At 64.2% G+C, this 20,458-nt stretch carries 24 protein-coding genes; 10 read left to right on the top strand and 14 right to left on the bottom strand.

Features of this window, described 5'->3' with window-relative positions; genetic code table 11:
• The first annotated feature begins 269 nt into the window (after window positions 1–269).
• The 4 genes from IVA88_RS29540 to IVA88_RS29525 all read left to right on the top strand — a co-directional run bounded on the left by IVA88_RS29540 (window position 270) and on the right by IVA88_RS29525 (window position 2,199).
• The gene (locus IVA88_RS29540) at window positions 270–662 is read left to right on the top strand and encodes an EF-hand domain-containing protein (protein ID WP_247500718.1); all 393 of its coding nucleotides are present in this window, start codon (window positions 270–272) and stop codon (window positions 660–662) included.
• Window positions 663–833: 171 nt separating this feature from the next.
• Window positions 834–914, top strand: a complete 81-nt coding sequence (pqqA, locus tag IVA88_RS29535; RefSeq protein ID WP_018460299.1) for a pyrroloquinoline quinone precursor peptide PqqA — start codon at window positions 834–836, stop codon at window positions 912–914.
• A 36-nt stretch (window positions 915–950) separates the two neighbouring features.
• On the top strand, window positions 951–1,856 hold the full coding sequence (locus tag IVA88_RS29530; protein ID WP_247500717.1) for a hypothetical protein: 906 nt from the start codon (window positions 951–953) through the stop codon (window positions 1,854–1,856).
• A gap of 133 nt (window positions 1,857–1,989) precedes the next feature.
• Window positions 1,990–2,199 carry a hypothetical protein gene (locus IVA88_RS29525; RefSeq protein ID WP_247500716.1) on the top strand — a complete coding sequence of 70 codons (210 nt, stop codon included), beginning with the start codon at window positions 1,990–1,992 and terminating at the stop codon, window positions 2,197–2,199.
• A gap of 34 nt (window positions 2,200–2,233) precedes the next feature.
• On the opposite strand, the gene IVA88_RS29520 is transcribed toward IVA88_RS29525, so the two are convergent.
• The 4 genes from IVA88_RS29520 to IVA88_RS29505 are packed head-to-tail and all read right to left on the bottom strand — an operon-like array spanning window position 2,234 to window position 5,072.
• Window positions 2,234–2,587, bottom strand: coding sequence for a hypothetical protein (locus tag IVA88_RS29520; protein WP_247500715.1), 354 nt, complete (start codon window positions 2,585–2,587; stop codon window positions 2,234–2,236).
• A gap of 47 nt (window positions 2,588–2,634) precedes the next feature.
• Window positions 2,635–3,345 carry an ABC transporter ATP-binding protein gene (locus IVA88_RS29515; protein WP_247500714.1) on the bottom strand — a complete coding sequence of 237 codons (711 nt, stop codon included), beginning with the start codon at window positions 3,343–3,345 and terminating at the stop codon, window positions 2,635–2,637.
• Window positions 3,335–4,072, bottom strand: coding sequence for an ABC transporter permease subunit (locus IVA88_RS29510; RefSeq protein ID WP_247500713.1), 738 nt, complete (start codon window positions 4,070–4,072; stop codon window positions 3,335–3,337). Before IVA88_RS29510 ends, IVA88_RS29515 begins: the two co-directional genes overlap by 11 nt.
• 1 nt (window position 4,073) lies before the next feature.
• Window positions 4,074–5,072: an ABC transporter substrate-binding protein gene (locus tag IVA88_RS29505; protein ID WP_247500712.1), complete on the bottom strand. Its 999-nt coding sequence runs from the start codon at window positions 5,070–5,072 to the stop codon at window positions 4,074–4,076.
• Between the two features lie 87 nt (window positions 5,073–5,159).
• On the opposite strand from IVA88_RS29505, the gene IVA88_RS29500 reads away from it, so the two are divergent.
• On the top strand, window positions 5,160–5,519 hold the full coding sequence (locus IVA88_RS29500; protein ID WP_247500711.1) for a hypothetical protein: 360 nt from the start codon (window positions 5,160–5,162) through the stop codon (window positions 5,517–5,519).
• A 123-nt stretch (window positions 5,520–5,642) separates the two neighbouring features.
• Here IVA88_RS29500 and IVA88_RS29495 read toward each other — a convergent pair whose 3' ends face one another.
• Both IVA88_RS29495 and IVA88_RS29490 read right to left on the bottom strand, forming a co-directional pair.
• Window positions 5,643–6,461, bottom strand: a complete 819-nt coding sequence (locus tag IVA88_RS29495) for a quinoprotein dehydrogenase-associated SoxYZ-like carrier (protein ID WP_247500710.1) — start codon at window positions 6,459–6,461, stop codon at window positions 5,643–5,645.
• 50 nt (window positions 6,462–6,511) lie between these two features.
• Window positions 6,512–7,438, bottom strand: a complete 927-nt coding sequence (locus tag IVA88_RS29490; protein ID WP_247500709.1) for a quinoprotein relay system zinc metallohydrolase 2 — start codon at window positions 7,436–7,438, stop codon at window positions 6,512–6,514.
• Between the two features lie 129 nt (window positions 7,439–7,567).
• Between IVA88_RS29490 and IVA88_RS29485 the strand changes: the two genes are divergently transcribed.
• Together IVA88_RS29485 and IVA88_RS29480 are read left to right on the top strand one after the other, a co-directional pair.
• A complete protein-coding gene (locus IVA88_RS29485) occupies window positions 7,568–8,449 on the top strand; it encodes a substrate-binding domain-containing protein (protein ID WP_247500708.1) in 882 nt (293 codons plus the stop codon).
• Between the two features lie 10 nt (window positions 8,450–8,459).
• A complete protein-coding gene (locus tag IVA88_RS29480) occupies window positions 8,460–9,017 on the top strand; it encodes a PQQ-dependent catabolism-associated CXXCW motif protein (RefSeq protein ID WP_247500707.1) in 558 nt (185 codons plus the stop codon).
• 126 nt (window positions 9,018–9,143) lie between these two features.
• On the opposite strand, the gene IVA88_RS29475 is transcribed toward IVA88_RS29480, so the two are convergent.
• The 6 genes from IVA88_RS29475 to IVA88_RS29450 all read right to left on the bottom strand — a co-directional run bounded on the left by IVA88_RS29475 (window position 9,144) and on the right by IVA88_RS29450 (window position 14,010).
• Entirely contained in the window at window positions 9,144–9,443 is a 300-nt protein-coding gene (locus IVA88_RS29475) for a copper-binding protein (protein WP_247500706.1), read from the bottom strand.
• A gap of 135 nt (window positions 9,444–9,578) precedes the next feature.
• Window positions 9,579–10,193, bottom strand: a complete 615-nt coding sequence (locus IVA88_RS29470) for a hypothetical protein (RefSeq protein WP_247500705.1) — start codon at window positions 10,191–10,193, stop codon at window positions 9,579–9,581.
• The gene (locus IVA88_RS29465) at window positions 10,190–11,038 is read right to left on the bottom strand and encodes an ABC transporter permease (RefSeq protein WP_247500704.1); all 849 of its coding nucleotides are present in this window, start codon (window positions 11,036–11,038) and stop codon (window positions 10,190–10,192) included. Before IVA88_RS29465 ends, IVA88_RS29470 begins: the two co-directional genes overlap by 4 nt.
• Window positions 11,035–11,841, bottom strand: a complete 807-nt coding sequence (locus IVA88_RS29460; protein ID WP_247500703.1) for an ABC transporter ATP-binding protein — start codon at window positions 11,839–11,841, stop codon at window positions 11,035–11,037. The genes IVA88_RS29465 and IVA88_RS29460 overlap by 4 nt, the downstream gene beginning before the upstream one ends.
• On the bottom strand, window positions 11,838–12,806 hold the full coding sequence (locus IVA88_RS29455) for a YVTN family beta-propeller repeat protein (RefSeq protein ID WP_247500702.1): 969 nt from the start codon (window positions 12,804–12,806) through the stop codon (window positions 11,838–11,840). The genes IVA88_RS29460 and IVA88_RS29455 overlap by 4 nt, the downstream gene beginning before the upstream one ends.
• Before the next feature lie 22 nt (window positions 12,807–12,828).
• Window positions 12,829–14,010 carry an ABC transporter substrate-binding protein gene (locus IVA88_RS29450; protein ID WP_247500701.1) on the bottom strand — a complete coding sequence of 394 codons (1,182 nt, stop codon included), beginning with the start codon at window positions 14,008–14,010 and terminating at the stop codon, window positions 12,829–12,831.
• A 128-nt stretch (window positions 14,011–14,138) separates the two neighbouring features.
• Here IVA88_RS29450 and IVA88_RS29445 point away from each other — a divergent pair, with 128 nt between their 5' ends.
• Window positions 14,139–14,726 carry a DUF3280 domain-containing protein gene (locus IVA88_RS29445; RefSeq protein WP_247500700.1) on the top strand — a complete coding sequence of 196 codons (588 nt, stop codon included), beginning with the start codon at window positions 14,139–14,141 and terminating at the stop codon, window positions 14,724–14,726.
• Here IVA88_RS29445 and fghA read toward each other — a convergent pair.
• Together fghA and IVA88_RS29435 are read right to left on the bottom strand one after the other, a co-directional pair.
• Window positions 14,680–15,525 (bottom strand): S-formylglutathione hydrolase, encoded by an 846-nt coding sequence (gene fghA / locus IVA88_RS29440; RefSeq protein ID WP_247500699.1) that lies wholly within the window; start codon window positions 15,523–15,525, stop codon window positions 14,680–14,682. The two genes, IVA88_RS29445 and fghA, sit on opposite strands and share 47 nt — an antisense overlap.
• Before the next feature lie 58 nt (window positions 15,526–15,583).
• Window positions 15,584–16,204: a response regulator transcription factor gene (locus tag IVA88_RS29435; protein ID WP_247500698.1), complete on the bottom strand. Its 621-nt coding sequence runs from the start codon at window positions 16,202–16,204 to the stop codon at window positions 15,584–15,586.
• A 143-nt stretch (window positions 16,205–16,347) separates the two neighbouring features.
• On the opposite strand from IVA88_RS29435, the gene IVA88_RS29430 reads away from it, so the two are divergent.
• A complete protein-coding gene (locus tag IVA88_RS29430; protein ID WP_247500697.1) occupies window positions 16,348–17,703 on the top strand; it encodes a histidine kinase in 1,356 nt (451 codons plus the stop codon).
• Between the two features lie 174 nt (window positions 17,704–17,877).
• On the top strand, window positions 17,878–20,367 hold the full coding sequence (locus IVA88_RS29425) for a TonB-dependent receptor (RefSeq protein WP_247500696.1): 2,490 nt from the start codon (window positions 17,878–17,880) through the stop codon (window positions 20,365–20,367).
• Window positions 20,368–20,458 lie beyond the last annotated feature (91 nt).

Below are 20,458 nucleotides of genomic sequence, written 5' to 3'. Positions count from 1 at the left end.
CGAAAGTCGTAATTGCGACGCCGATATGGTCGGCGCCGGATGTCGGTCACCTGACGGAAACCTGACAAACAACTCTCACTTGTGCGCAGGCGCTGAAGAAATTCCGCGGCATGAAGCAGCGCGCGTGCCGGGCTGCCCCGCTCCGGTCGTCGGATTTCGCGAGTGGTGCGGTGCGCAGGTTGCAATTCCGGGCTTGAACCGGGGCTCGCTTGTGCACTTATGTCGTTCGATCTGGCTCGAAACGGAGCTCTTTGGTCAGGGAGGTTTTGATGATATCGCGTCGCTCTGTTGCGCTTGCGCTCACGATTGCACTGCTGTCCGGTCCGGCATGGTCCGCCTCCGGCAACGCTGTCAAGACGTTCGATACCGACAATGACGGCACGCTGGATATTGCGGAGGTCAAGAAGGCCGCCAGCGCATTGTTCGCCAAGCTCGATCCCGATCACGACGGCACGCTCGACGCCCGCGAATTGCGCGGACGGTTAACGGCGAAAGAACTTGCCGCCGCCGATCCCGATCGCGACGGGACTCTCACGCTCGATGAGTATCTCGCGGTGGTGGAGCAGCGCTTCAACGCAGCGAATCCCGACAAGGATCGGACGCTGGATGCGAAGGAGCTGAATTCGCGCGCCGGCCGCGCGCTGCTGCGATTGTTGCGGTGAGAACAGCGCTGCTTGACTGGGAGCGAAGGCGATTTGCCCGAGAGAGAAATTTGCGAGCGCGATGCGACAGTTCGCTGTGTCAGCGGTTCGCTTCCAGACTTGCGCTATGCCGGACGCAGCCCTAGGTTTTGCCCCGCGCGATGTCGCGCTCAATCCCTTGGGAGTCCCCGAATGGCCTGGAAAGCTCCGAAGATCGTGGAAGTGCCGGTCGGCATGGAGATCAACATGTACGCCTGCGCTTTGCGCAAGTAAGACTGCAAGTAAGACTTGCGACCTGCCGCGGCTTCGATGGCAACCACCGTCGAAGCCGTGGTAGTGTCGGGGATGCGCGCGAGAGCCCATACCTTCTGGACCATAGCCGCCTGCAGCGTCGCGCTCGCGCCGGTATGCGTCAGCGCCGAAGAGGGTTTTGATACCGAGCACATCTTCGGCTTCATGATCGGCACCGATGTCGGCAATCCCGGCGAGCGCGAATTCCAGACCCAAACGACAGGGCGATTCGGTAAAGGCGGCGGGACCTATCGCGCCCTCTCGCAGGAGGTCGAGATCGAGATCGTGCCGCTGCCGAACTTCCGCATCGAGGTCGGCGGCACCGCCTCACTGCACGACATCACCGGCGTCCCCGATATCGGCGACCGCCGCCAGTTCAATTTTCAGGGCGCTTCGCTCGACCTGCGCTATCGCCTGCTCGAACGCGAGCGCGCGCCGTTTGGCTTGACTGTCGCCGCCGAACTCCATGGCGACCGCATCGACGAGACCTCTGGCGCAAAGGGCCGGATGTACGGCACCGATTTCACGCTCGCCTTCGATCGCGAGCTGATCCCGAACTTCGCCATCGGGGCGCTCAACCTGATCTATCAGCCGGAATGGGCGCGCTTCGAGATGGCGGGACTGTCCGAAAAGAGCTCAACCATCGGCGCGGCCTTCGCAGGCCTCGTGCGCGTGCGGCCCGATGTGCTGCTCGGCGGCGAGGTGCGCTACTTCCGGCAGTACGAAGGCATCGGCCTCGGCGAGTTCGCGGGCCAGGCCCTCTTCGTCGGTCCCACCGCTTATTTTCAGCTTTCCGAGCGCTCGCGCCTGACCATGAGCTGGAGCATGCAGGCTTGGGGCCGTCCGGCCGGGTCGGGCGCCAATCTTGACCTCGCCAATTTCGAGCGCCACCAGGCAAGGGTCATATTCGGCGTCAATTTCTAGGCGCGCTCTCCGCCTCTTCCCGCGTGCAGGGAGAGAGGAAAATGCCCCGGTTGCTCCCACCGAATTGAAACTTCCGGCTCCTCGGAGCGTAACCTTTTATGCTAATCTCCATCGCCTCTGCGAGGATTCCGGCATGAACCCGATCGACTTGGTGGTGACTGTGTGTGCGCTGCTCTCGCCTGCGACCTGCGAGGAGCAGCATCTGGTGTTCAACTACGCAGGGTCGCCGACGCAATGCGCGATGGCCGCGCCGCCCTATATCGCGCAATGGATCAGCGACCATCCGAAATGGCAGGCGGTGCGGTGGCGCTGCGAATATCCGCACCCGAACGACAAGGCGTAAACCGCTGCGCTGCGTTTGCCGGCCGCGACCGGCGCTACTTCGTGCAGTCCTTCAGATCCTTGTCGGCGACCGAGAACACCGCATCCGCCTTGATTTCGATGTCGCGCACGATGCACTGCCGTGCATTGGGGTAGCTGACCCTGGCGTCGTAGCGGCCGGGCTCGATACCGGTGATGCGCAGTCGCTCGTCGTGGTCGACCTCCTTGTCCTTGTCGTTCAAGCACTGGTTCGGCCCCCACTCGGTCTTGCCCGCGGGCGAAAGCTGAAAGCCGGAGATCGTCTCCGTAGTCAGATTCCAGAGTCGGATGCCCTTGCCCTTGGCTTGCGCGAGCGCCGCGTCCGGCATCGCAACCAACAGGATGCCGATCGCAATCAGCGTACGTCGCATCGTGAACCTCCCGCGAAGAGTTCGTTGGCCCAGTTGACCATGAGTTCTCATTTCGATTCAAGCTGCAAGGCCGCGAGCTCGGCCCTGATCCTGCCGAGCTCGGATTCGCTGCGCTCCGCGCGCGGGATGGCGATCGGCACCTCCCGCACGATGCGCGCCGGTCGCGGCGACAGCAAGAACAGGCGGTCGCCGAGCCGGATCGCGTCATCCAGGCTGTGGGTGACGAGCAGCGTCATCACCGGACGGCTCGCCACCAGTGTCGCGATCTCGTCGCGCAAACGGCCAGCGAGCGCGTCGTCGAGCGAGGCGAGGGGCTCGTCGAGCACGAGCAGATCGGGCTCGACCGCAAAGGCGCGGGCGAGCGCGACGCGCCGGGCGAGGCCCAGCGACAGTTCGCCGGGAAAATGGCTGCGATGCGCCTCCAGCTCCAGGATCCTGAACAGCTCGGCGAGCTTAGCGTCAGTGACGTCGGGGGCCGCAAGCCGCACATTCTGCTCGACCGAACGCCATGGCAGCAGCCGCGGCTCTTGGAAGACCATGCCGATGCGTGCTTCCGGCGGGCGCGAGACATGTCCCCCGAAGTCGCGGTCGAGCCCAAGGATGATGCGCAGCATCGTGCTCTTGCCGCAGCCGGAGGGACCGATCAGCACGCCAACCTCGCCGGATTGAAGCGCGAAACTGACCGGCGCCAGCACCTCCTGCGTTCCGCCCGCGGCACTCCTGAACGTCTTGCCTGTGATATCGACCTTAAGCCTCACGGGGCCGCCACCGTGATGCGCGGGCTTCGAACGGTTGCACCAGCGCGGTCTCGATCACGAGCACGACGGCGGCGAAGGTCAGGGAATAGGCCAGCAGCCGCGGCGTGTCGAACAGCTGGAAGGCAACGCCGATCTCGAAGCCGACGCCGTTCGGTCGTCCCAGGAGTTCGGCGACGAGCACGATCTTCCACACCAGCGACAATCCCGAGCGGGCCGAGGCTGCGATATAAGGCGCCAGCTGCGGCAGCACGACGTGGCGGAACGCGCGCCAGCGCGGCATCGCGAACACGCTTGCCATCTCGTCGAGCGAGCGGTCGAGCGCGCGGGTGCCCTCGCGCAAGGTGACGATGGCGGTCGGCAGCTTGTTGATGGCGATCGCGGCGATGGCGGCGGCCTCGGTCAGCCCGGCCCAGATGTAAGCCAGCACGATCACGACCAGCGCCGGCAGGTTCAGCAGCAGGATCAGCCAGGGATCGCCGAGCCGGTCGGCAAGCTTCACCCGTCCCATCAAATAGCCGATGGCGCTGCCGAGCGACATCGCCAGCACGAAGGCGAGGGCGACGCGGGCGAGCGTGGCACCGAGATGCAGGAACAGTGCGCCGTTCGATGCTTCCGCGATGATGATGTCGAGCACGGCGGGCGGGGAGGGCAGCTTTGCGGCGCCGACGAACAGCGCGGCAATCCACCAGATCGCGAGGAACAGGGCAAACGACACAAGACGCAGCACCTCAGTCTCCGGGAACTGCGTGATAGAAGGTGCCGGGCTCGAGCTCGGCGGCCGGCCCGACCAGGTCGCGTCCGCCCATCTCGGCGAGCACGCGGTAGAGCACGCGCGCGTCCTTTTCCTCGTCATCGATGCTTCGGTGCGGAATGCCGTCGCGATAGCGCTCGCGATAGGTCTTGAGCAGGGTGGCATCGCTCGCGCCGGTGAGAGGCGCGATCTTGTCCCAGGCGGCATCCGAGGTCACCAGCAACTGCTTGGCCTTGCGCGTCATCGCGATGAAGCGCGCCACCGCGTCGCGATGGCTTGCCGCCCAGCTTTCGTCGAAGACATAGCCGACTGCGGAGACCGCGCCCCTGGCTCCCAGCTTCGGCAAAATGTCCTCAATGCCGGTAAGGCGGCGAAAACCCTTGGCCTCCAGCTGCGCGCAGAAATTCCAGAAGTTGAGGCTCGCATCCATCTCGCCGTCGAGCGCCTTGGCGGCGATCAGGGGCGGGGCACCATAGACGATGGTCGCCTCCGACTTCAGGTCGATGCCGTCCTGCTTCATGCGCGCCTGGAGCAGCAGCCAGCTCTTGTCGATGGGACCACCGCCGACGGCGAGCTTGCGGCCCTTCAAATCGGCGAGCGACTTGATCGGCGAGGAAGCCGGCACCATCACCGCGCCGAGCGCGCTGGAATAGGGATAGAAGGTGAGCTTGGCGCCGAGCGTGCGCTCGCGCGACACCCACAGCCAGTCGGACAGGATGATGTCGGCATTGCCGGCGCGCAACGCGATCTTGCCGGCCTCGGGGCTTGCAAGCTCGGTGACGTCGAGCGACAGGTCGGCCTCCTTGTCGAGGCCGCCGGCGCGGATCGCGGCCAGCTCCCAGGAGAATGTTCCGGTCTTCTGCACCGCGAGGCGGATGGTATCCGCGGCGCGGCCGGGTCCGGCTAGTATCAGCGCCAGTGTCACCGCGAGGGCCAATGGTCGACCGAGTGCTGTTATCAAACCAAGTGCTCTCATCACCTTGTGAGCCGTTTCCGCTGATAGAGTGCTTTTCAGGACAATACGCATAGCATAGCTTTCGTCGCAACCAGCGGGAGGACGCGCATGAATCTGGCCGGACAGCTACGACCGATTGTCGCCGCATTGGCGGTGTGGGCTGCGACCGCGCTTGCCGCGCAGGCCGAAGAGGCCAATGATTATCCGACGGCGGCGCGTGCCGAGTATGTCTATGGCTGCATGAAGGCCAATGGCGAGAGCCGGCAGGCCATCGAGCAATGCTCCTGCTCGATCGACGTGGTGGCCTCGATCGTATCCTATGAGCGCTACGTCACCGCCGAGACCGCGCTCAGCATGTCCCAGGTCCGCGGCAATCTCGGCGTCCAGTTCCGAACCTCGGAGCAGGCGAATTCGGCCGTGACCGATTTGAGGCGTGCGCAGGCGGAAGCCGAGGTGAGGTGTTTCTAGTTTCTGCCGCGTAGACGGTGCCCTTTTCCTTCTCCTGTTGCGGGAGAAGCTGGCGCGAAGCGCCGGATGAGCGGTATCTCACTTCATTCCCGGGGTGCGAGCGGGCAGCGCGAGTACCGCGTTCTACGTCCCCGGCTTCTCCAGATCCCACTCGTTGTGGAACACGTGGCCATCCGTGTCCTTGGCTTCCGCGCGAAAGCGCCTGGCGCCGTTGGAGACATAGGTGAAGCGCAGATTGGGATCTTCCGAGATCGAGATGCCGCCTTCCATCGAGAGCACGGGGCTGTCGTCCTGCGTCAGCCTGAGCTGGTTGACGAAGAAGGCGGGAATATAGAGCTGCGTGACCTGGTCCATCTGCAGGCCGGAATTGTTGGGATGGCCGATCATGATCTGCGCCTCCCGCATGCGGCTCGCCGGGGCATCCTCGCGCGCGAATTGCCGGTAGCGCATCTGCCCGAGCCGGTTCTGGGCTTCCTCGGCATTCTTCCCTGCCGGTGCCGAGCAGCCGCCGGAGGCTTTTACATAGACTTTCGAGACATAGAGCTGGCCATCGCTGAGCTCGGCCACCGCATGGACGTCGGTGTAGTTGTTGACGCGCACGCGCGTCGAGATTTCGGTGACGTTGGCATCCGGTCCGAGCTCGAACTTCGCCGCCATCGGCGCCGGGTTACGATCGATCACCAGTGTGATCGAACGGATGCGGCGAGCGTCGCCAGGCGAGAGCTTGCTGCGCAGCGTCACCGGCACGATGGCCGCGTCCTCGGCGCGGTACGGCATCTCGATGCCAATGACATTGTGACCGTCATTCATCGGACGGTTGCTGAAGATGTCCTGCACCAGGCCCGGCCAGGGATCGTCGGCTTCTTCAGCCTGCGCCGGCACGGCGAATGCAATGCCGAGGAGCAGGGCGATCAGGGGCAGGCGGCGCGTGCATCCCGTCATGGTCATGGTCCCGCGGACGAAGCAACGTTTCGCGCATCGTAGCGCGTCCGCTATTCCCATTCAATTTCCGAAAATGCTGCGGTTGCGTTGCGGGCGTTGTAGTCGTCGAACAGCTCCCAAGACGGCCGCTCCGACGCAGCCGCCTTGTCAGCGACGGTTCGGATCGGCTCACCCTTCTTGTTCGAGGCCCGGACGTCCGCCAGCAGTGTCCTCAGATAGCGCCGTTCATCGGTCAGTGCTGCAGGCCACTCGCTCACGGGCCCGTGACCGGGAACGACGCGCTGCGCCGGAATGCCCTCGAGTTCCCCGAGGATGCCGAGCCAGCCGCGAATGCTGCCGTCCATCACCGGAATATGGCGGAGGAAGACGAGGTCGCCTGTGAACAGCGTCTTCGTGGTCTCATCGAACACGGTCAAATCATTGTCGCTGTGCCCGGCCGGCCAAGCCCGCAAGGTCAGGCGGCGCGAGCCGAGATCGAGCGTCAGAGTGTCCGTGACGAGCATTGTGGGCGGCACGATCTTGACGGGAGAGATCAATTCGTCGCCCATGATGCGTCTAAAATTGTCGAGATAGTACGGCCCGCGCGCAGCCAGTGCTCGGGGCAGCCTGCTGTGGCCGACGAAAATGGTGTCCCCGAGGGTGAAGGCCGCATTGCCGAAGACATGATCGGGATGGCCGTGGGTGTTGATGACGTAGCGGATCGGCTTGCTGGTGCGGGCCCGCACCGCCGCCAGCAGTGCCTCGCCCTCGCGAACGCTACCGCCGGTATCGATCACCGCCACCGCATCCGCGCCCACAATGAAGCCGACATTGGCGATGTCGCCCTCGTTCTCGCGGCTCATCAGGGCGATGGTCCCGGAGTGTACGAAAATTCCCGGCGCGACTTCGCTCACAGGCAATTCGGCCGCTCCGGCGCATGCTAGCGTCGTGAGCCCCAGCAGGGACAAGGCTGCGGTCACGAGAGCGATGCGAGACACTTTTCCGCCTCAGTTCAAGGGATTGTGCGCGTTGCAATGCAACAAAGGAAAGCCGGCACAAAGTCTGGCAAAACGTGACGCATCATGCGTTGCATGGCTAGCATTCAAACAAGCCGAGGAGGAAGCGCGATGACGGAGGCCGGGCGACATCGTCGCTGGTTGTTTTCACTGAGTATCCTGGTTGCGTCTTGCGCGCTCGGCGACGTCGCCCTCGCGCAGACCAATGACGCCGGCGACCTCTCCTTCGAATTGGTCGACCCCAAGGTGCTGCGCGTCTGTTCCGACCCGCGCAATCTGCCGTTCTCGAACGAGAAAGGCGAGGGGTTCGAGAACAAGCTTGCCGAGCTGTTTGCGGACAAGCTGCAGAAGAAGCTTGACTATGTATTCTTTCCGCAAGCCACCGGCTTCGTGCGCATGACGCTCGGCTCACATCGCTGCGACGTCATCATGGGCTTTCCCCAAGGCGATGATCTCGTCCAAGGCACCAATCCGTATTACCGCACGAGCTATGCGCTCGTCGCGAAAGCAGGCAGCGGACTGGAGGAGGTCGACACCCTCGAGGATGCCAGGCTGAAGGGCAAGCATGTCGGGATCGTCGCCGGCACGCCGCCTGCGACCAACATGGCCATCGCGGGATTGATGGGTGATGCCAAGCCCTATCCGCTGATGATCGACACGCGCTACGACAATTCGGCGCAGGCAATGATCAATGATCTCACGGCAGGCACCATTGACGCCGGCGTGCTGTGGGGACCCATGGCGGGATTTTACGCGAAGCAGGCGGGCTCGCTTCATGTCACGCCGCTGGTGAAGGAAACCACCGGGCCAAAACTGGTCTATCGCATCGGCATGGGGGTGCGTGCCGCCGACCAGAACTGGAAGCGGCAGCTCAACAAGCTGATCCAGGAGAACCAGGGCGAGATCAACAAGATCCTGCTCGACTTCGGCGTGCCACTGCTGGACGAGAGCGATCGGCCGCTCGGCGCGGAGACGGCCAAGAAGACTCCATGAGGCAGACGCCATGAGGCGGCACCTTGTCGCTGCGCTCGTCGCCGTCGCGCTGGTGGCGCCGGTACTCGCGCAGCAACAGGAGCCGTTCGAGCCCGAGGGTTATCGCGCCGACAATTTCCGCGCGCCTGTGCCCGCGACGCTCGGCGGCGCGCGCGTGCTGACGACCGCGGAGGCCGAGGAGATCTGGCGCGCGAAGAGCGGCGCGTTTATCGACGTGCTGCCGCGTGCGCCGAAGCCGAAGAACCTTCCCACGGGGACCGTCTGGCGCGAGGCGCCGCGCAAAAACGTTCCGGGCAGCATCTGGCTGCCGGATACCGGCTACGGCACGTTGCCGCCCGCCATGGACGATTATTTCCAGCGTGGCCTCGCGCGTGCATCGCACGGCGACAAGGCCGCGCTACTGGTGATCTATTGCCTGGCCGATTGCTGGATGTCCTGGAACGCCGCCAAGCGCGCGCTCGCGTACGGCTACTCCAACGTCGCCTGGTATCCCGATGGCACCGACGGCTGGGAACGCGCAAAGCTTCCCACCGACGAGGCGCAGCCGGAGCCGCGCCCAGAGCAGTAAGCATAGATCGTCATGCCGGGCTTGTCCCGGGCATCCACGTTCTTCGTGCCGCGTGGCTATGCGTGGAAGGCCGGGACAAGCCCGGCCACGACGCCGTGTCGCACATGGGAAGGGGCGAGGAAAAGCCTACTGCTTCTGCAGCTTGGTCAGCGTGCCCGTGCCGTTATTGTCGGTCGCCGAGTACGTCACTCGGTCGCCGGCATGGACGGTGTCGAGCATCGCGGCATCCTTGGCCTTGTACTCCTGGAGCGCGCCAGCGCCGCCCGCGCTGCCGCCGACCGTTCCCTTCTGCGTCTGCTGGATCGAGATCGTGCCGTTGAGCCGGTCGATCCGCGAGACCATTCCGGTCATGTCGTCAGCAAATGCGTTGAATGCGAGCATGCTGATCGCCGCAGCGCCCGCGAGGATGAATTTCGTAGTGCCCATCGAGGCCTCCCGACGTCTTGGATTCCCTTCGACAAGACATCCTAGATCGATTTGGTTCCGGCCGATAGCGTTGCAAATGTTAACGATTGCGATGAAACCCCGGGAACTCTCCGGATGGAGTCAGCAAAACTGACGCTATTCCAATTCCTGCTGGATCACGCGTCCGAGTGCGAACAGGCGCTGGTCAATGGTGGTCGGAACCTCGCAGACGAACCGCACCACCTTGTGGCGGTCCTCGAAAATGCGGGTTTTCCAGACCAACTCGTTGCTGAGCGCCTCGACCTTGGCCTCGTCGCGCGGCGTTGCACCCTGGAGCGCCTGGAGCTGAATCGATTCCTCGCGGATCTTGTCGGCGGCCTCGCGCTGCTTGCGGCTGACGCGTTCCAGCCCGCTCATGACCTGCGACCGCTGAGCGTTGAGCGTGTCGAACAGGCCTGAGAACAGCAGTTTTGCATTCGCGGTCTTGTCGGCCGCGGAGCCCGCCAGGAACTCCTTCACCGACTTCTCGGCCTCGTCCAGCGGCGTCTTGCGTGCCGACAATTTCGAGACCAAAGCGCTGACTTTGGCGTCGTCCTTCCACTTGTTCTGCACGTCGTCGAGCGCAGGACCAGCCCAGACGGCGGCGAGCGAAATCTCCGGAACTTTGGCTTGGGTGCAGGGCCAGTCGGGATAGCGCGGATCGGCGGCGCGCGCGGCCTTGCCCGACAGCTCGAGCGCCAGAACGGCCATCGTCACGAGCCAAAACTTCATCCTTCGCCTCCCGCAAGGCCCCGTCGCGCCAGCCCGCGCGAGGGATCATAGGCATAGATCGCGCCGATCATGAAGACGATTGTACAGGTCGCGACCACCGCCAGCGAGACCCAGTTGATCTGTCCGTACAGCGCGAAGCGTATCAGCTCGACCGCATGGGTGAACGGATTGGCCTCGCAGAGATAATAGAGATAGGGGCTGCCCTCCTGCACGCGCCAGAGCGGATAGAGCGCCGATGACGCGAAGAACATCGGGAAAATGACAAAATTCATGACGCCGGCAAAGTTCTCCAGCTGCTTGATGCCGGAGGAGATCAGCATGCCGAGCGAGCCCAGCATCAGTCCGGACAGGATCAGCGCCGGCAGCACGGTGAGATAGCCTGATAGGGGAGGGGTGATGTCCCAGAACCAGGCGATTAGCAGGAATGCATAGACCTGGAGCAGCGACACCGCGGTGCCCGCGAGCAGCTTGCAGAACAGCAGGTAGCCGCGCGGCAGTGGGCTTACCAGCAGGGTGCGCATGTTGCCCATCTCGCGGTCATAGACCATCGACAGCGAGGACTGCATGCCGTTGAAGAGCTGGATCATCGCCATCAGCCCCGGCGCGATGAAGACCTCGTAGAGGATGTAGGTCTCGTAAGGTGGGATGATGGAGATGCCGAGCACCTGACGGAAGCCCGCGGCGAAGATGAACAGCCACACCAGCGGCCGCACCAGCGCCGAGACGAAGCGCTCGCGCTGGTGCAGGAAGCGCAGTCCCTCGCGCCAGACGATGCCGGTGAGACAGGTCATGTACTCCTGGAACGAGAAACCGCGCGGCGTGTCGCGTGTTGTGATGCCGCTCATATGCCGCCGCCCGGCAGGGTCTGCGCGCCGGTCAGGCGCATGAAGGCGGTATTGACGTCCTGCGCGCCGGCTTCCGCGACGACGCGGCTCATCGGCCCCTGCGCCAGAACCTTGCCCTGGTGCAGCACCACGAGATCGTCGCCAGGCAGGATCTCGTCGAACAGATGCGTGGCCCAGAGCACGCCGATGCCTTGCTCGCTCACGAGCTGGCGGACATGGCTGATGATGTCGGCGCGCGCCTTGACGTCGAGGCCGACGGTCGGCTCGTCCAGCAACAGCAGGCGCGGCCGGTGCAGCAGTGCCCGGGCGATCTCCAGCCGCCGCATCTGCCCGCCGGAGAGATCGCGCACCTTGCTGCCGGCGCGCTCGGTCAGCCCGATGCGCCCGAGCAGCTCGGCGCTGCGCGCGGCCGCCTCGCGGCGGCTGATCCCGTGGAGCGCGGCGTGATAGAGCAGGTTCTGCGTCAGCGACAGATCGAGATCGAGCGTGCGCGGCTGGAACACGACGCCGAGCAACCGCAGCGCTTCGCCGGGGTTTTTGCTGATGTCATGGCCGAAAATGCCGACGCGGCCGGACTGGATGCCGAATAGCCGCGTGATGAGCGAGAACAGCGTGCTCTTGCCCGCGCCGTTGAGGCCGAGCAGGGCCGTGAAGCTTGCGGGCTGCACGTTGAAGGACACGTCCATCAATGCCCGGCGCGGGCCATAAGCGTGGCTGACGCTGTCGATCGACAGCGCCGGCGCCGCTGCCGGACCCGGCCGTGGCGTCTCGCGTTGTTCGGCGATGGGAGCAGGGCTGGTCATGGCGCGATCGTGATGCCCCAGGGCAGTTCGCCCACTTGAATCGTCTTGATCACTTTTTGCGCGGCGACGTCGATGACGGAGACGTCGTTCGACACGCCATTCGTGGTGAGCAGATATTTTTCGTCGGGCGTGAATGCCATGTGCCAGACCCGCTGTCCGACCAGCAGATATTTCGTCACCTTGCGCGTGGCGGTATCGACCACAGCGATGCGGTTGGCGGGACCGAGCGCGATGAAGGCGGTCTTGTCGTCCTTGGTCATGCCGATGCCAACGGGCTGGATGGCCTCTTTCCTCAAGCCCGGAATCTCGAAATTGATCTTGCCGGTTACCTCGTGCTTTCCGGGGTCGATGATCGACACGGTGCCGCCGATCTCCGAGGACACCCACAATTCGGACGCGTCGTGCTTGAATTCGGCGAAGCGCGGCCGCGCATCGACCAGCACGTTGGCGACGATCTGGCGCGACGATGTGTCGATGAAATGCGCCATGTTGGTGGTCTCGGAGGTGTTGATCAGCGTCTTGCCGTCCGGGCTGATGGTCATGCCCTCGGGCTCGACGCCGACCTGGATATCGCCAAGGCGGGCGCGCTTCTCAAGGTCGATCACGGTCACCGTGTTGTCGTTCTCGTTAGCGACATAGAGGATCTTGCCGGCGGCATCCTGGGCGAACAATTCAGGGTCGGGCCCGGAGGGCAGGCTGTCCACCACGGTTTGCGTCTTGGCATCGATCATCTGGATGGTGTCGTCGTCGCCGACCGCGACCATCACGAACTTGCCGTCGCGCGTGAAGTCGATGCCGCGCGGGCGCTGGCCGACCTTGATGGTCTTGGTCACCGCCCAGCTGTCGGTGTCGATCACAGAGACTGTGTTGCTCTTCTCGTTCGAGACATAGGCGATGAACGCATGCGCGGGCGCTGCCGCCAGCGCCAGTCCGGACAGCACCCCAACACGCCACATGCGCAACATCCAGGTCCTCACTTTACGGTCCTCATTTCAGCTTGCATTTGCTCTCCGGGCGGTCATAGCCGAGCGTATCGAGTTCGGAGACCTGGTGCAAAAAACCTTCCTGCGGCGACACCGAAACCACCATGCGGCCGTCGACCAGCAGGATCGGCTGCCGCAGCTGCAGGTTCCAGTCGCGCAGGGTCAGCTTCGTGCCCTTGAAGGCAGCAACCGAAAAATCCGGACCCTTGATGAAATCGGTGACCTTCTTGACGTCGCCGGAACTGGTGCGCGAGGTGGCCTCTCCGATCATGCGCACGGCGGTCCATGCCTGCATGTCGAGCGCGGTCATCCGCCGCGCGTTCAGCTTGACGAAGCGGTTCTGCATCTGGATCGCGCCCCACTGGTCCTGCGCGGCGTCCCAGCTCCGCGGCACCAGGCCGGCAGAGCCTGCGACAGGCCGCGGATCCCAGGTGCGATAGGGCAGGTAGGCGCCGAACACCTCGCTCTCGTCCGCGGCGACCAGCACGTCATAGGCCGGTGCCTGTTGCGTGAACACCGGCATCTGGCGCTGGATCAGCGTCACGCCCGAATCCGTGCGGCGCGCGCCGCCTTTGTCTTCGAAGCTACGCTCCTGCACGACCTTGGCGCCGAACCGCGTCGCGGTACGCCGCAGCGCATCGGCGAACAGTCTGTCCTCGTCATGCGAGCCGACCACGAGCAGCCAGCGCTTCCATTGCTTCCATACCAGATACTGGCCGAGCGCGTCCGCCAGCATCGCGCGCGTCGGCGCGGTGTGGATGACATTGGCACGGCAATCGGCCTCGCGCAGCCGCTCGTCGATAGCCCCGGCGTTGAACAGCAGCGTGCCGCGCTCGCGAAGGGCGTCGGCGACTTTCAGCAGCGCATCGGCCGGCAAGTCGGCGATGATGAAGCCGTTGCGTGCGGCGAGGTCGGTCGCCGCTTGCACGGCATCCTCGCCCTCCTTGATACGCCGCTCCTCCAGCGCAAATCGCTGGTTGAGGAATTTGCCGGTGGTGTTGTTGTCCTCGGTGGCGAGACGCGCGCCGGCAACGCCGTCATTCTCCGCGGGCTGCTCGACCAGCGACAGCGTTGATCTGGTGCCGGCGACACCGAGATAGCCGACGCCGATCATGACAGGGTTGGCCGCGAGCGCGCCCGTCGCAGCAAGACCCAAGCCGATCAGGCCGACCAACCATCGGATCATGTTTCCTCCAGATGTTCTCCCTGGCTTGACCGCCGGTGGAGAATTGTCTTCTCTCAAAGCATGACCGATTTGTCAGGGCATGCAACCCCGCATTTCGTCCTCACGCTGCCACGTCGAGAATCACGATCATGCGAGCGCTGATATGTTTCGCAGCTTTGCTGTTGACGGGCTCGGCCGCGCTCGCCGATCCGCCGAAACTTGCGGTGTTCGACTTTGAGTTGATCGATACTAGCCTGCCCGGCGAGTTCTATGGCTCGAAGCCGGAGGAGGCGCGGCTCGACCTCATCAGCGAGCAGTTGCGCAAGGCACTGGCTGAGTCAGGCCGGTTCCAGCTGCTCGATATCGCGCCGATCCGGGATGCCGCCCGTCACAGCAATTTACAGGCCTGCGGCAACTGCGATCTTCAGCTTGCCGGACAATTGGGCGCCGACCTGGAGATCACCGGCATGGTGCAGAAGGTCTCGAACCTGATCATAAATCTGAACATCTACCTGCGCGACGTGAAGACCGGCACCATGATCACGGCCGCCAGCGCCGACATGCGTGGCAACACGGATGAAGCCTGGACGCGCACAATGAGCTATCTGATCCGCAACCGGTTGCTGGCGCCGAATTACGGCAAACCGTCAATTGGTGGTGCTTACCGTCCAGGGAGGGTAAGAGAAGAGATCACGCCTTCAGTCTCTCCGCATGCCAGTGCAGATGGTCGCTCATGAAGGTCGAGATGAAATAATAGCTGTGGTCGTAGCCCGCCTGCCGTCGCAGCGTCAGCGGGATGTTGGCCTTGGCGCAGGCCGCCTGCAGCAGTTCGGGACGAAGCTGCTCCTTCAAAAAGTTATCGGCCTCGCCGACGTCGACCAGGAAGCCTGAAAACTTCGCCCCGTCCTCGATCAGCGCCACCGTGTCGTGGCTGCGCCAAATGTCCTTGTTGGGGCCGAGATAGCCGGTCAGCGCCTTGATGCCCCAGGGCACAAGCGATGGCGCCACGATCGGCGCAAAGGCGCTGGCCGCGCGAAAACGGTGTGGGTTGCGCAGCGCGACCGTCAGCGCGCCGTGGCCACCCATCGAGTGTCCCATCACCGATTGCCGCTTCGCATCGACCGGAAAGTTCTCGGCCACGAGTTTTGGCAGTTCGTCGGTGACGTAGCTCCACATGCGATAATTGCGTGAAAACGGCGCTTCCGTGGCGTCGACATAGAAGCCCGCACCGAGGCCGAAATCATAGGCATTGTTGGCATCGCCAGGCACGTCGGGGCCGCGCGGGCTGGTGTCGGGCGCGACGAAGATCAGACCGAGCTCGGCGCAGGCCTTACGGAATTCGCCCTTCTCGGTGACGTTGGCGTGCGTGCAGGTGAGGCCGGAGAGATACCAGACCACGGGCAGCTTGGCGCCCTGTGCATGCGGGGGAACATAGACCGAGAACACCATGTCGGTTCCGGTCGCCTGGCTGGCGTGGCGGTACACGCCCTGCACGCCGCCATAGGATGTATTGGTCGAGACAGTCTGGATCGTCATGCCGATATGCTCCGTGGCATCAAGCCACATCAGGATTGCAACGCTTGTGCGGCGGCCGTCAGGCCACGCCGCTGTCGATCGCCAGCCGCACCAGCTCGACAGAGGTTTTCACCCCGAGCTTCTGGCGCATGATCGACGAGGTGTTGGCCACAGTCTTGTAGGACGACTGCACCAGCCAGGCGATCTCGGACAGGCTCTTTCCGGCGCTGAGCAGCCGCAAGATCTCCATCTCGCGCGCGTTCAGCTTCGAGAGCGGGCTTTGCGCCAGCGCGGGTCCCGCAAAGGCGATGCTGCGCGCGATCGCGCTCGGCAGATAGGTGCCGCCGCTGCCGACGGTGCGGATCGCCTCGACGAGATCATCGGGGTCGCCGGACTTGGAGATGTAGCCCTTGGCGCCGCACTCGATCGCACGCGCGGCGAAAGCAGGATCGTCGTTCATGCTGAACATGATGATTCGGGCCTCGGGCGCGCGCTCAAGGATGCGGCGCGCGAGCTCGAAGCCGGACACGGTCGGCAGGTTGATGTCGATGATCGAGAGGTCGGGGCGCTCGACGATGAAGACGCACTCGCCGTCTTCGGCGTCAGCGGCCTCCAAAATCTCGACCTCGTCCTCGTCGGCCAGCACGGCGCGGCAGCCGGAGGCGACGATGGGATGATCGTCGACGATCAAAATGCGCATAGGCGTTCCTCGCGACAGCGTCTTGGCCTATTTCGCGCCCGGCCGGGATTGCTGTACGTTTCGATTAGATATCGGGCGCTTCGCCTCTGTCAACGTCATCGGACAGGCGCAGGCAATCCTTCGCGGGGGCACGGGCGACACCAATGTGGCAAAATCTATCCTTGCGCGGGCGCATCAACCTGCTGCTGGCGCTGCTGCTGGCGCTGGGGCTCGCGGTCAATATCGGCCGCCAGGTCGCGGAAGCCGGGCCGCGCGTGCAGGCCGAGGACCAGAGCGTGATCCGGCTCGCGCGCGAATTCATCGAAATGATCGTCGCGGACCTCAACGAAGCGCCCGATCCGGATGCCAGGCTGAACCAGATCGCGCGCGACCTCAGCCGCCTGCGCCATGTCAGCATCGCGCTTCGGGACGAAGGCGGCAGTCCGCTGACGCAGCCCCGGACCGACGCCGATGACGACACCCGCGGACCGCCGACCTGGTTCGTCAGCCTGGTGCATCCCGAGCAGACCGCGGTGAGCGTGCCCGTCTCGATCCATGGCAAGCCAGGCTCGCTCCTGATCACCTCGCATCCCGACGACGAGATCGCCGAGATCTGGGACGCCATCGTGACCCAGCTCGAGGTGGGCTCGGTGATCGCGCTCGCGCTGTTCCTGGTGATGATGAATGTGGTCGGCCGGGCACTGGCGCCGCTCCATTCCCTGGCGGATGTGATGGCCGAGCTCGAAGACGGGCGCTATCAGGCGCGCGTCGCCCCGGGGGGCGCGCCGGAACTCGCCGCGATCTGCACCAAGCTCAATCATCTTGCGGCAACGCTCAGCGAGGCGATCGAGGACAAGCGGCGCCTCGCCGAGCGAACGGTGTCGCTCCAGGACGTCGAGCGCAAGGAGATCGCGCGCGAGCTGCATGACGAGTTCGGGCCATATCTGTTCTCACTGCGCGCGCATGCCAGCGCGCTGGCGAAGCAGGCGGACGGACGCCCCCCGAATGCGGAGGCCGTGCGAAAGCACGGCAGCGCCATGCTGGAGCAGATCAACGCGCTTCAGCAGTTCAATCGCCGCGTGCTGGAGCGCCTCCGGCCCGTCGGCCTTGCCGAGCTCGGCTTGCGCCAGGCGCTGGAATCGTTGTCGCGGCTGTGGCGAGAATCGCATCCCGATGTCGCCATCGAGACCGTGATCTCGCCGGCGCTTGGTGTTACGGGGGAGACCGCCGACCTCACCATCTACCGCATCGTGCAGGAGGCGCTCACCAACGTGTTCCGCCATGCCGGCGCGACCTCGGTCAACGTCGTCATCGAGCCCGTGGAGCCCGCAGGCGATGGCCGCGGCTGCGCCCGGGTGCGGGTCAGCGACAATGGTCGCGGCATGGAGGCTGGTCAGAAGCTCGGCTTCGGCCTCGTCGGCATGCGCGAGCGGATTATGGCGCTGGGCGGCACGCTCAATGTCGTCTCCGGCGATGGCGGCCTGACCGTCGAGGCGCTGGTTCCGACGGCGGCGGCCTGAACACATCGGGAAAAATTCCCGATTTCGTCGGGAAAACGGGTGCGGATATTGCCCGACCTTTTGTGGCTGGCGCGCGCTCGGCTGCCAACTACACTCGTCTCGACCAACCGGCGAAAATCAGAACAGCCGGTGGTCACGCATGGGAAGGCAGGGATAGGCAAGGCTAGTTGGTTCATGGCTCTCTGGTTCAAGGCTCTTTGGTTCAAGCGTCGTTTGTTGATGGCCTCGGTTTCGACCGGGTTGGTGTCGGGCTTGATCTTCGCCAGCCCCGCGAGGGCCGCGCAGGACGAGGAGACCAACGTCCAGAACCTGCCGCCGGTCGAGGTGACGGCTCCGCCGCCGTCAACGGCGCGGCGCACTGCGTCATCGCGTCCGGTCGCGCACATCGGGGCGCCGTCATCCGCCAGCCCCAAGACACGCATCTACGTCTACCCGACCGCGCCGGGCACCGGCAGAGGACTTGACGTCGACAAGGTTCCGTCGGCGGTCAACGCCGTCGACGCCAGCCAGATCAAGCGCACCGGCTCGCTGAACATCACCGACGCGCTCCGTGACAACATCGCCGGCGTCAACATCAGCGAGGTCACCGGCAATCCGTTTCAGCCGGATGTCGAATTCCGCGGCTTCGTTGCCTCGCCCGTGACGGGCACGCCGCAAGGCCTCGCGGTGTATCAGAACGGCGTCCGCATCAACGAAGCCTTCTCCGATGCCGTCAACTGGGATCTGATCCCGACCGCGGCGATCCGGTCGGTGACGCTCGTGACCAACAATCCCGCCTTCGGTCTCAACGCGCTCGGCGGCGCGATCAATTTGCAAATGAAGGACGGTTTTACCTATCAGGGCGCGGAACTTGATCTCATGGGCGGCTCGTTCGGCCGCATCCAGGGCTCGGCGCAATGGGGCAAGACGGTCGACAAGAACTACGGCGTCTATGCCGCGCTCGAAGGCCTGCATGACAACGGCTTCCGCAATTTCTCCCAGTCGGACGTGCGGCGCTTCTACGGCGATCTCGGCTACAAGGCCGGCGACAGCGAATTCCACGCCAACATGGGTGTCGCCAAGAACGATTTCGGTGCCAGCGCTGCCGTTCCGGCCGAGCTGCTCGACAAATATTGGGGCGCGACCTACACGACACCGCAGACCACCTCCAACCGAGTCGGCTATCTCAACCTGACCGGCAAGGTCGACGCGACGCCGACCTGGACGCTCGAAGGCACCGCGCATGTGCGCAGGTACGAGCAGAAGCTCGTCGACGGCAATCCGACCGACGCGCAGGAATGCACCGATCCGGGGCTCACTGGCCTTCTTTGCTTCGGCGACGGTGCCACACCGGCGAACGGCGTGAACGGCCTGCCGCTTGCGAATCCTTTTGCGTCCGGGACGATCCTTGGCGAGATCGACCGGAGCTCGATACGGTCGACCACGTTTGGCGTATCAGGGCAGGCCACCAATACCGATCAGCTGTTCGGCCACGACAACCGCGTCGTGGTGGGCGCGACCTATGACGCCAGCGTCACGCGCTATAACGCCACCGCCGAGATCGGCACGATTGGAGAAAACTACGTCGTCAGCGGCAGCGGCCTGTTCCTGGGGCCGACCGGCGTCCCGAACACCGTCGCCGGTCCCGTCTCGCTGCGGACCGTCAATCAATATAACGGCCTTTACGCGATGGACACGTTCAACGTCACGGATGCGTTTGCCGTCACGGGCGGCGGCCGGTTCAACGTGGCGCGTATCACGCTGGAGGATCAGCTCGGGGCCGATCTCAACGGCGATCACACCTTCACCCGTTTCAATCCGGTGATCGGCGGCACCTACAAGATCACGCCGGAGTTGACGGCCTATGCCGGCTATTCCGAGGCCAACCGCGTGCCGACGCCGCTGGAGCTCGGCTGCTCGGATCCAGCCCGTCCCTGTCTCATTGCCGCGTTTCTCGTCTCCGATCCGCCGCTGAAACAGGTCGTGTCCAAGACCTTGGAAGCGGGCTTGCGCGGCAGCAGGGAGCTGAACATCGGCACGCTGGGCTGGAAGCTCGGCGGATTCCGCGCCACGAACTACGACGATATTGTTGCTGTACCCGCCGTCGGGCGTACCGGCTTTGGCTATTTTTCAAACGTCGGCAGGACGCGGCGGCAAGGGCTAGAGGCCGAAATCAATATCAAGTCGCCCACGCTTCAGTTCCAGGCGAGCTATGCCTTCGTCGACGCGCGCTTCCTCGACGCGTTGGAGCTCGGATCGGAAAGCCCGTTCAGGGATCCTGTGACCGAGACCATCCAGGTCTCGCCGGGCAACCAGCTCCCGGCCATCCCACGCCACCGCGTCAAGATCGGCGTCGACTATGCCGTCACCGACGTCTGGAAGGTCGGCGGCAACGCGCTGTTCGTCTCCAGCCAATATCTGGTTGGCGACGAGTCCAACCAATATGCGAAGCTGCCGTCCTATACCGTGTTCAATCTCCACACCTCCTACCAGGTGACCAAGACCGTCCAGCTCTATGGCAAGATCGACAACATCTTCGACAGGCGCTACGCGACCTACGGACAGTTCTTCGACCGGGAGGCCGTGCCCAACTTCACCAATGGCGGCGCTGAGTTCACCGACCCGCGCTCACTCAGCCCGGCACGGCCGCGTGCGTTCTATGCGGGGATGCGGGTGACGTTCTGATCCTGGCGGGTAAGCCGCCCACGACTGGTGCGGGTGACGAGGAGGTAGGTCATGGCCGGCGCGACGTGCCGCTATGGATGTGTTCTACCTA

It is taken from the genome of Bradyrhizobium sp. 149 (assembly GCF_023073915.1).
In the GTDB taxonomy this organism is placed as follows: domain Bacteria; phylum Pseudomonadota; class Alphaproteobacteria; order Rhizobiales; family Xanthobacteraceae; genus Bradyrhizobium.
This window is presented reverse-complemented; position numbering and strand designations above follow the sequence as displayed.

Excerpts from the sequence above, each read along its gene's own strand:
- IVA88_RS29430 (WP_247500697.1), top strand. The coding sequence starts at position 16,348 with ATGTGGCAAAATCTATCCTTGCGCGGGCGCATCAACCTGCTGCTGGCG.
- IVA88_RS29465 (WP_247500704.1), bottom strand. The coding sequence starts at position 11,038 with ATGAGCGGCATCACAACACGCGACACGCCGCGCGGTTTCTCGTTCCAG.
- IVA88_RS29445 (WP_247500700.1), top strand. The coding sequence starts at position 14,139 with ATGCGAGCGCTGATATGTTTCGCAGCTTTGCTGTTGACGGGCTCGGCC.
- IVA88_RS29525 (WP_247500716.1), top strand. The coding sequence starts at position 1,990 with ATGAACCCGATCGACTTGGTGGTGACTGTGTGTGCGCTGCTCTCGCCT.
- IVA88_RS29500 (WP_247500711.1), top strand. The coding sequence starts at position 5,160 with ATGAATCTGGCCGGACAGCTACGACCGATTGTCGCCGCATTGGCGGTG.
- IVA88_RS29485 (WP_247500708.1), top strand. The coding sequence starts at position 7,568 with ATGACGGAGGCCGGGCGACATCGTCGCTGGTTGTTTTCACTGAGTATC.
- IVA88_RS29540 (WP_247500718.1), top strand. The coding sequence starts at position 270 with ATGATATCGCGTCGCTCTGTTGCGCTTGCGCTCACGATTGCACTGCTG.
- IVA88_RS29450 (WP_247500701.1), bottom strand. The coding sequence starts at position 14,010 with ATGATCCGATGGTTGGTCGGCCTGATCGGCTTGGGTCTTGCTGCGACG.
- IVA88_RS29455 (WP_247500702.1), bottom strand. The coding sequence starts at position 12,806 with ATGTTGCGCATGTGGCGTGTTGGGGTGCTGTCCGGACTGGCGCTGGCG.
- IVA88_RS29495 (WP_247500710.1), bottom strand. The coding sequence starts at position 6,461 with ATGACGGGATGCACGCGCCGCCTGCCCCTGATCGCCCTGCTCCTCGGC.
- IVA88_RS29475 (WP_247500706.1), bottom strand. The coding sequence starts at position 9,443 with ATGGGCACTACGAAATTCATCCTCGCGGGCGCTGCGGCGATCAGCATG.
- IVA88_RS29505 (WP_247500712.1), bottom strand. The coding sequence starts at position 5,072 with ATGAGAGCACTTGGTTTGATAACAGCACTCGGTCGACCATTGGCCCTC.
- fghA (WP_247500699.1), bottom strand. The coding sequence starts at position 15,525 with ATGACGATCCAGACTGTCTCGACCAATACATCCTATGGCGGCGTGCAG.
- IVA88_RS29470 (WP_247500705.1), bottom strand. The coding sequence starts at position 10,193 with ATGAAGTTTTGGCTCGTGACGATGGCCGTTCTGGCGCTCGAGCTGTCG.
- pqqA (WP_018460299.1), top strand. The coding sequence starts at position 834 with ATGGCCTGGAAAGCTCCGAAGATCGTGGAAGTGCCGGTCGGCATGGAG.
- IVA88_RS29460 (WP_247500703.1), bottom strand. The coding sequence starts at position 11,841 with ATGACCAGCCCTGCTCCCATCGCCGAACAACGCGAGACGCCACGGCCG.
- IVA88_RS29480 (WP_247500707.1), top strand. The coding sequence starts at position 8,460 with ATGAGGCGGCACCTTGTCGCTGCGCTCGTCGCCGTCGCGCTGGTGGCG.
- IVA88_RS29425 (WP_247500696.1), top strand. The coding sequence starts at position 17,878 with ATGGCTCTCTGGTTCAAGGCTCTTTGGTTCAAGCGTCGTTTGTTGATG.
- IVA88_RS29530 (WP_247500717.1), top strand. The coding sequence starts at position 951 with ATGGCAACCACCGTCGAAGCCGTGGTAGTGTCGGGGATGCGCGCGAGA.
- IVA88_RS29435 (WP_247500698.1), bottom strand. The coding sequence starts at position 16,204 with ATGCGCATTTTGATCGTCGACGATCATCCCATCGTCGCCTCCGGCTGC.
- IVA88_RS29520 (WP_247500715.1), bottom strand. The coding sequence starts at position 2,587 with ATGCGACGTACGCTGATTGCGATCGGCATCCTGTTGGTTGCGATGCCG.